The 8,391-nt window shown below is 52.5% G+C and carries 9 protein-coding genes; 2 read left to right on the forward strand and 7 right to left on the reverse strand.

The window, feature by feature from the left end:
- Positions 1 to 58: 58 nt before the first annotated feature.
- The gene (mnmC, locus tag BHE85_RS17970; RefSeq protein WP_000683818.1) at positions 59 to 2,065 is read left to right on the forward strand and encodes a bifunctional tRNA (5-methylaminomethyl-2-thiouridine)(34)-methyltransferase MnmD/FAD-dependent 5-carboxymethylaminomethyl-2-thiouridine(34) oxidoreductase MnmC; all 2,007 of its coding nucleotides are present in this window, start codon (positions 59 to 61) and stop codon (positions 2,063 to 2,065) included.
- 120 nt (positions 2,066 to 2,185) lie between these two features.
- On the opposite strand, the gene BHE85_RS17975 is transcribed toward mnmC, so the two are convergent.
- The 6 genes from BHE85_RS17975 to prmB are packed head-to-tail and all read right to left on the reverse strand — an operon-like array spanning position 2,186 to position 6,735.
- Positions 2,186 to 2,464 carry a YfcL family protein gene (locus BHE85_RS17975; RefSeq protein ID WP_000559754.1) on the reverse strand — a complete coding sequence of 93 codons (279 nt, stop codon included), beginning with the start codon at positions 2,462 to 2,464 and terminating at the stop codon, positions 2,186 to 2,188.
- 33 nt (positions 2,465 to 2,497) lie between these two features.
- Complete coding sequence (gene epmC / locus BHE85_RS17980) at positions 2,498 to 3,046, reverse strand: elongation factor P hydroxylase (protein ID WP_001089241.1); 549 nt, start codon at positions 3,044 to 3,046, stop codon at positions 2,498 to 2,500.
- Positions 3,046 to 3,855, reverse strand: coding sequence for a sulfite exporter TauE/SafE family protein (locus tag BHE85_RS17985; RefSeq protein WP_000447351.1), 810 nt, complete (start codon positions 3,853 to 3,855; stop codon positions 3,046 to 3,048). Before BHE85_RS17985 ends, epmC begins: the two co-directional genes overlap by 1 nt.
- The gene (mepA, locus tag BHE85_RS17990; protein WP_001043819.1) at positions 3,855 to 4,679 is read right to left on the reverse strand and encodes a penicillin-insensitive murein endopeptidase; all 825 of its coding nucleotides are present in this window, start codon (positions 4,677 to 4,679) and stop codon (positions 3,855 to 3,857) included. Before mepA ends, BHE85_RS17985 begins: the two co-directional genes overlap by 1 nt.
- Positions 4,680 to 4,682: 3 nt before the next feature.
- Positions 4,683 to 5,768: a chorismate synthase gene (gene aroC / locus BHE85_RS17995; protein ID WP_000918449.1), complete on the reverse strand. Its 1,086-nt coding sequence runs from the start codon at positions 5,766 to 5,768 to the stop codon at positions 4,683 to 4,685.
- Between the two features lie 34 nt (positions 5,769 to 5,802).
- Positions 5,803 to 6,735 carry a 50S ribosomal protein L3 N(5)-glutamine methyltransferase gene (gene prmB, locus BHE85_RS18000; protein ID WP_001339812.1) on the reverse strand — a complete coding sequence of 311 codons (933 nt, stop codon included), beginning with the start codon at positions 6,733 to 6,735 and terminating at the stop codon, positions 5,803 to 5,805.
- Positions 6,736 to 6,900: 165 nt separating this feature from the next.
- On the opposite strand from prmB, the gene smrB reads away from it, so the two are divergent.
- Positions 6,901 to 7,452 (forward strand): endonuclease SmrB, encoded by a 552-nt coding sequence (smrB, locus tag BHE85_RS18005; RefSeq protein WP_039064203.1) that lies wholly within the window; start codon positions 6,901 to 6,903, stop codon positions 7,450 to 7,452.
- Between the two features lie 72 nt (positions 7,453 to 7,524).
- Here smrB and BHE85_RS18010 read toward each other — a convergent pair whose 3' ends face one another.
- Positions 7,525 to 8,289, reverse strand: a complete 765-nt coding sequence (locus BHE85_RS18010) for a StfH/YfcO family fimbrial adhesin (protein WP_004985136.1) — start codon at positions 8,287 to 8,289, stop codon at positions 7,525 to 7,527.
- Between the last annotated feature and the right edge of the window lie 102 nt (positions 8,290 to 8,391).

Below are 8,391 nucleotides of genomic sequence, written 5' to 3' on the forward strand. Positions count from 1 at the left end.
GCGCAGCCTTACACACATCGCTAAGATCGAGCCACCGCCTGTAAGACGAGTAACTTACGTGAAACACTACTCCATACAACCTGCCAACCTCGAATTTAATGCTGAGGGTACACCTGTTTCCCGAGATTTTGACGATGTCTATTTTTCCAACGATAACGGGCTGGAAGAGACGCGTTATGTTTTTCTGGGAGGCAACCAATTAGAGGTACGCTTTCCTGAGCATCCACATCCTCTGTTTGTGGTAGCAGAGAGCGGCTTCGGCACCGGATTAAACTTCCTGACGCTATGGCAGGCATTTGATCAGTTTCGCGAAGCGCATCCGCAAGCGCAATTACAACGCTTACATTTCATTAGTTTTGAGAAATTTCCCCTCACCCGTGCGGATTTAGCCTTAGCGCATCAACACTGGCCGGAACTGGCTCCGTGGGCAGAACAACTTCAGGCGCAGTGGCCAATGCCCTTGCCCGGTTGCCATCGTTTATTGCTCGATGAAGGCCGCGTGACGCTGGATTTATGGTTTGGCGATATTAACGAACTGACCAGCCAACAGGACGATTCGCTAAATCAAAAAGTAGATGCCTGGTTTCTGGACGGCTTTGCGCCAGCGAAAAACCCGGATATGTGGACGCAAAATCTGTTTAACGCCATGGCAAGGTTGGCGCGTCCGGGCGGCACGCTGGCGACATTTACGTCTGCCGGTTTTGTCCGCCGCGGTTTGCAGGACGCCGGATTCACGATGCAAAAACGTAAGGGCTTTGGGCGCAAACGGGAAATGCTTTGCGGGGTGATGGAACAGACATTACCGCTCCCCTGCTCCGCGCCGTGGTTTAACCGCACGGGCAGCAGCAAACGGGAAGCGGCGATTATCGGCGGTGGTATTGCCTGCGCGTTGTTGTCGCTGGCGCTATTACGGCGCGGCTGGCAGGTAACGCTTTATTGCGCGGATGAGGCCCCCGCACTGGGTGCTTCCGGCAATCGCCAGGGGGCGCTGTATCCGTTATTAAGCAAACACGATGAGGCGCTAAACCGCTTTTTCTCTAATGCGTTTACTTTTGCTCGTCGGTTTTACGACCAATTACCCGTTAAATTTGATCATGACTGGTGCGGCGTCACGCAGTTAGGCTGGGATGAGAAAAGCCAGCATAAAATCGCACAGATGTTGTCAATGGATTTACCCGCAGAACTGGCTGTAGCCGTTGAGGCAAATGCGGTTGAACAAATTACGGGCGTTGCGACAAATTGCAGCGGCATTACTTATCCGCAAGGTGGTTGGCTGTGCCCAGCAGAACTGACCCGTAATGTGCTGGAACTGGCGCAACAGCAGGGTTTGCAGATTTATTATCAATATCAGTTACAGAATTTATCCCGTAAGGATGACTGTTGGTTGTTGAATTTTGCAGGAGATCAGCAAGCAACACACAGCGTAGTGGTACTGGCGAACGGGCATCAAATCAGCCGATTCAGCCAAACGTCGACTCTCCCGGTGTATTCGGTTGCCGGGCAGGTCAGCCATATTCCGACAACGCCGGAATTGGCAGAGCTGAAGCAGGTGCTGTGCTATGACGGTTATCTCACGCCACAAAATCCGGCGAATCAACATCATTGTATTGGTGCCAGTTATCATCGCGGCAGCGAAGATACGGCGTACAGTGAGGACGATCAGCAGCAGAATCGCCAGCGGTTGATTGATTGTTTCCCGCAGGCACAGTGGGCAAAAGAGGTTGATGTCAGTGATAAAGAGGCGCGCTGCGGTGTGCGTTGTGCCACCCGCGATCATCTGCCAATGGTAGGCAATGTTCCCGATTATGAGGCAACACTCGTGGAATATGCGTCGTTGGCGGAGCAGAAAGATGAGGCGGTAAGCGCGCCGGTTTTTGACGATCTCTTTATGTTTGCGGCTTTAGGTTCTCGCGGTTTGTGTTCTGCCCCGCTGTGTGCCGAGATTCTGGCGGCGCAGATGAGCGACGAACCGATTCCGATGGATGCCAGTACGCTGGCGGCGTTAAACCCGAATCGGTTATGGGTGCGGAAATTGTTGAAGGGTAAAGCGGTTAAGGCGGGGTAATCTGCTCTCGCAGTGTTTGCCGGATGCGGCGTGAACGCCTTATCCGACCTACGTGTGACGTGTAGGCCTGATAAGACGCGATAAGCGTCGCATCAGGCATGGTGCTCCAGACGCCGCAACTTACTGCTGTGACGCCTGCTGAAACAGGTTTTCCCACATATCGGTCACCAGCGCCTGGTCACGCGGCGACAATTCACCGGCACCAATGGCTTTTTCCAGACTCTGGCTAACGGTCGTATGCACCGCCTGAGCGGAGTGGTCATCACCACTTTCCAGTTCTGCGATGGCTAATGTCAGGTGGCCACGCAAATACCCACTGGCAAACAACTCATCATCACTGGCATGGTCAATCATGCCGTCGATTAATGCCAGAATGCGTGATTCAAACTCCGCGATCATCTTCTTTCCTCATTGTAAAACGTGGCACCGGCTTCAGTTGAGCGCTTCCGGCCACGGGAACTGTTCCGCCGTAAGTTCCGGCGTGTGATAATAATTTTGTAGTGCTTTAATGAAGCGTGCCGGACGCTCGGGAATGCCATTTGTCAGATAATCCATCACCTGCGCATGTACCCGCCGTTGAAACACCACACGATCCGGTTCGAAGTCGCCTTCCAGATTGTCGCAACTGACGTTAAACGGATATCCCGCCGCCACACAGAACAACCAGTCGAGTGCCTGCGGCTTCACTTCAACATCTTCAAACTGGCTTTGCGTTTGGGCATCACGCCCATCCGGGCAATACCAGTAGCCGAAATCAACCAGCTCACGGCGCGCTTTTCCGGCAATACACCAGTGCGAAATCTCATGAATTGCGCTGGCATAAAAGCCGTGGGCAAAGACAATTCGGTTATACGGTACTTCCGCATCAGCAGGAAGATAGATCGGTTCGTCGTCGCCTTTAATCAGACGGGTATTAAATTCATCGGCAAAGCAGCTATTAAAAATTTCAATCAACTGCTCATAGTGGTGTGTACTGTTCATTAGTTCATCCCCAACCAGTGGAGGATCTCCTGTCCGTGGCTATCGTAAAGTAATTTGGCACTCATCACCGCCGAGACGATAACGATCATCGGGCGGATCAGTTTTTGTCCTTTGCTCAGCACCAGTCTTGAACCCATGCGCGCGCCGAGGAACTGCCCCACCAGCATGACAAAGCCCGTCGCCCAAATCACTTTGCCGCCGAGAATAAACAGCAGCAGACCGCCAATGTTTGACGTTGCGTTGAGTAATTTGGCGTGAGCCGTGGCTTTGGCGAGGTTGAATCCGCACAGCGTAACGAAGGCCAGCGCGTAAAACGATCCGGCAGCCGGGCCAAAGAATCCGTCATAAAAACCGACGCAGCCACCGGCAATTAACGCGAAGGGTAAACCGTACATCCGGCGCTGGCGATCTTCTTCACCCAGCTTTGGCATCAGCAAGAAATAGAGGCCGATACAAATTACCAGAATGGGCAAAATCTGCCGTAAGACATCAGCCTGAACGTATTGCACCAGCAGTGCGCCGCTCATTGAGCCGGCAAAGGTCATGGCGATATTGAGTTTCTGATCGCTTAAACTAACCACTTTGCGGCGAATAAAGTAGATAGTGGCGGAAATAGAGCCGCCGCAGGCTTGCAGTTTATTGGTTGCCAGCGCGTTAGCGGGAGACATTCCCGCAGCCATCAATGCCGGAATGGTGAGTAACCCACCGCCACCGGCAATCGAGTCGATAAATCCCGCCAGCATGGCGACAAAAAAGAGAACTCCCAGCAACAGCGGGGAAACCATAAACAGGCTATTAAACGTTTCCATTAGATCACGTGCTCATCCAGTAGCGCCTGGCAGGAAGGCGGCAACGGAGGCGGTGTCTTCTTCTCAGGCTTTGTTGTTCCTGGTTTTGGAGGTGCAAACCAGCTTTGCAGTTCTGCCCCGCAACCATCGCCTGGTGGCGGTAAAGGTTGATCTTCACACTCCAGACTATCGGCAGGGCAACGTAATCGTACATGCATATGCGCGCGATGCTGGAACCAGGGTCGCACTTTGCGCAACCAGTCGCGATCGGTGCCCGCATCAAGGCAAAGTTGTTGTTTAATCGCCGGATTAACAAAAATGCGCGTGACGTCTTTGTCCTGGGCGGCGAGTTTGATCAAGCTGAAAATTTCTGGCTTCCACAGCGTGGAGACAACGTGTTTACCGTCGCGGGAAACTAAGTCCAGTGCTTGCGGGCGCAAGAGCTGCGCGGAGGTCCAGCGAGTTTTCGGCAGTTGCAGAAAGATATCGACATCCAGTCCGGTCTGGTGGCTGGCATGACCGCCGTTGAAACGCCCACCAGCGGGCATCCCCATATCGCCAATCAGCACCGTACCCATGCCCAGATTGCTCACCTGGCTACTCAGACGCTGGATAAACATCACCAGATCCGGGTGACCGAAATAGCGACGCTGATCGGTACGCATGACCTGATAATGTTCGGACTGTATCGGCAACGTGTCAGCGCCGACAATACAGCCATTAGAAAAACTGCCTATCGATTGTGCGCTACCCGGCACAGGTTGGGTTATTTTTTGCCACGGCGTCGCTGCCAAGCTAGCGCTACTGGCAAGCAGAGCCAGCAGCGCAATCGCGGTTTTGTTCATTTTTTACCAGCGTGGAATATCAGTCTTCACATCGGCATTTTGCGCCCGCTGCCGTAACAGGTGATCCATTAAAACGATCGCCAGCATCGCTTCAGCGATCGGCACTGCACGGATCCCGACACAGGGATCGTGACGACCTTTGGTGATCATCTCAACTTCTTCGCCAAAGCGGTTAATAGTGCGCCCCGGCACGGTAATGCTGGAGGTCGGTTTCAGCGCCATATGAGCAATGATTTGCTGCCCGCTGCTGATACCGCCGAGAATGCCGCCCGCATGGTTGCTCTGGAAACCGTCTTTGGTGATTTCGTCGCGGTTCTGGCTGCCGCGCAGCGCCACTACGTCAAAGCCGTCGCCAATTTCCACGCCTTTCACCGCGTTGATGCTCATCAGCGCATGGGCGATGTCGGCATCCAGGCGGTCAAATACCGGCTCGCCAAGTCCGGCGGGGACGCCACTGGCAACAACGGTGACTTTCGCGCCGATGGAGTCGCCCTCTTTTTTCAGCGCGCGCATCAGTTCATCTAACGCGTCGATTTTGTCCGGATCCGGGCAGAAGAACGGATTTTGTTCAACCAGCGACCAGTCTTTGATTTCCAGCGGAATGTCGCCCATCTGGGTCAAGCAGCCGCGGATTTCAATACCAAATTTCTCGGCGAGATATTTTTTGGCAATCGCCCCTGCCGCCACGCGCATGGCGGTTTCGCGGGCGGAAGAACGTCCACCGCCGCGATAATCGCGCAGACCGTATTTTTGTTCGTAGGTGTAATCAGCATGGCCTGGGCGGAAAACGTCTTTAATTGCGCTGTAATCCTGAGAGCGCTGGTCAGTGTTTTCGATCAACAAGCCAATGCTGGTGCCAGTAGTAACGCCTTCAAAAACACCAGAGAGAATTTTGACCTGATCCGGCTCGCGGCGCTGGGTGGTATAGCGCGATGTCCCAGGGCGACGACGGTCGAGGTCATGTTGCAGGTCCGCTTCCGTCAGCAGAATGCCTGGCGGAACACCATCGACGATGCAGCCGAGCGCCAGCCCATGCGATTCGCCGAAGGTGGTTACGCGAAAGAGTTGTCCAATTGTGTTTCCAGCCATCACGGCTCCGTTATTGTTGTGTTTGCGTGTTTACTTAATCTTTATAAATCGCGAAATATTCACGGGCCGCCAGCAGCTGCTCTTTGGTGAGCATAAACACACCATCGCCGCCGTTATCAAACTCCAGCCAGGTGAACGGAACATCCGGATATTGTTCCATAAGATGTACCATGCTGTTGCCGACTTCACAAATCAACACGCCATCATCAGCAAGGTAATCTGCCGCGTTTCCAAGAATGCGACGCGTCAGTTTAAGGCCGTCGGTGCCAGATGCCAGGCCCAGTTCCGGCTCGTGACGGTATTCGTTTGGCAGGTCGGACATATCTTCCGCGTCGACATACGGCGGGTTAGTGACAATCAGATCGTACTGCACTTTCGGCAAGTCGCGGAACAGATCGGAACGAATCGGAATGACGTTGTGGATCAGACCGTGTTCTTCGATGTTCTGTTCAGCAACCGCCAGCGCGTCGGGAGAGATATCCACCGCGTCGACTTCTGCATCCGGGAAGGCATAAGCACAGGCAATGGCGATGCAGCCGCTACCGGTACACATATCTAAAATATGCTGCGGTTGTTTGCTGATGAGTCCGGCAAATTTATTGTTGATCAGTTCACCAATCGGCGAGCGCGGCACCAGCACGCGTTCATCGACGTAAAATTCATGACCGCAGAACCAGGCTTTGTTGGTCAGGTAAGCCACCGGAATGCGCTCGTTGACGCGGCGGATCACGCGTTCAACAATACGATGTTTTTCGCTGGAGGTCAGACGCGCGGTGCGCATATCTTCCGGGATATCCAGCGGCAGGTAGAGCGATGGTAACACCAGCTGTACGGCTTCATCCCACGGGTTATCGGTGCCGTGACCGTACCAGATATTTGCCGCGCTGAAGCGGCTCACTGACCAGCGCAACATGTCCTGAATGGTTTGCAGCTCATTTACTGCTTCATCAACGAAAATTTTATCCACGTATTCCTCCAGGGCATGATCGCAATAATTTCGGCGGCTAGTTTGCCATGAAGATGACGATAAATCAGCATTCACGCGCGGTGAGTGAGGAAAAATACGTTTAAAACGATCGATTGTGCTACGAGTCGGGTAAACTGTAGGAAAATTAGAAATAGAGACAGATAAATGAAAAAGAAAACAACACTTAGCGAGGAGGACCAGGCTCTGTTTCGCCAGTTGATGGCGGGGACTCGCAAGATTAAGCAGGACACGATTGTCCACCGACCGCAGCGTAAAAAAATCAGCGAAGTGCCGGTGAAACGCTTGATCCAGGAGCAGGCTGATGCCAGCCATTATTTCTCCGATGAGTTTCAGCCGTTATTAAATACCGAAGGTCCGGTGAAATATGTTCGCCCGGATGTCAGCCATTTCGAGGCGAAGAAACTGCGCCGCGGCGATTATTCACCGGAATTGTTTTTGGATTTACACGGTCTGACGCAGCTGCAGGCCAAGCAGGAACTGGGCGCGTTGATTGCCGCCTGTCGCCGCGAACATGTGTTTTGTGCCTGCGTGATGCATGGGCACGGGAAGTATATTTTGAAGCAACAAACACCGCTGTGGCTGGCACAACATCCGCATGTGATGGCATTTCACCAGGCACCGAAAGAGTACGGCGGTGATGCGGCTTTGTTGGTGTTGATTGAAGTGGAAGAGTGGTTGCCGCCGGAGTTGCCCTGAGGAGTTGAGCGTGTTGTGCCAGGAGCGCGGAATGGCAGGGGCGAATGACCCTGCCAGGTGAGAAAAGGTGCGCTAATACATATTCAGTATGTAAGTGAATCGGCAGGTAGAATCTATGGGCTGTCGAGATGTCGTGTCCACGCGTAGCTTCATATCATGCAGTTGCCTGGACGTAATCGGTTGCGGCTCAGGCGTCACCGTCACTTTGGCATTATCACAGCCGGAAGTCGAGAAGGTCATCTGCTGTGCGATAAAACGGCAGTAGACACCACGCTCATCAAAATTATTCCCGTTACACAGTTTGCCATTTTCCATCAGGAAAGTGGGCAGTGTTTGCTCAATAACACCACCTGTTGACTGCAACCTGACGACTTTGTTATGTACAACATAATTTTCATTCCAGGAAACATCATACGGTGCCAGGGGCACCGCCGGACATGAAGAACTCACCTTCGTTGGGCCAATATAGTCAGGAAAATCATCATCATACGTTTTAGCGAAGGGATCTCTACTCTTAACAAACGACGACACAATCCACGGACAACCATGTAAATTCCCATCGTAATAAACAAACATCTTTAATTCATTACATGTCCATCCCGTTTTGGTCTGGCTATCATACTGCTCTAATCCAGGACAGGCTGACATGGATACCCTGCTGTCCGAAATTTTCGACATAGATGGTTGAGTAGAACTATCGCCAGTCCACGAAACTAAATCCGGCTGTGAATTGGGCATGAATGTAGCCTTAAATATAGCGTAATTAACTGAATCTGGCGTCGCTATAATCAGATGAAACTCAAACTCTGTAGACTGGCCCCCTGAATCTCCAGACAACCAGTATCACTTAAATAAGTGATAGTCTTAATACTAGTTTTTAGACTAGTCATTGGAGTACAGATGATTGATGTCTTAGGGCCGGAGAAACGCAGACGGCGT

The organism is Shigella sp. FC1567 (genome assembly GCF_001743015.1).
Taxonomy (GTDB): domain Bacteria; phylum Pseudomonadota; class Gammaproteobacteria; order Enterobacterales; family Enterobacteriaceae; genus Escherichia; species Escherichia coli.

Bases quoted from the DNA above. Each gene is read 5' to 3' on its own strand.
- BHE85_RS17975 (WP_000559754.1), bottom strand. From the start codon at position 2,464: ATGATCGCGGAGTTTGAATCACGCATTCTGGCATTAATCGACGGCATG.
- epmC (WP_001089241.1), bottom strand. From the start codon at position 3,046: ATGAACAGTACACACCACTATGAGCAGTTGATTGAAATTTTTAATAGC.
- BHE85_RS17985 (WP_000447351.1), bottom strand. From the start codon at position 3,855: ATGGAAACGTTTAATAGCCTGTTTATGGTTTCCCCGCTGTTGCTGGGA.
- mepA (WP_001043819.1), bottom strand. From the start codon at position 4,679: ATGAACAAAACCGCGATTGCGCTGCTGGCTCTGCTTGCCAGTAGCGCT.
- aroC (WP_000918449.1), bottom strand. From the start codon at position 5,768: ATGGCTGGAAACACAATTGGACAACTCTTTCGCGTAACCACCTTCGGC.
- smrB (WP_039064203.1), top strand. From the start codon at position 6,901: ATGAAAAAGAAAACAACACTTAGCGAGGAGGACCAGGCTCTGTTTCGC.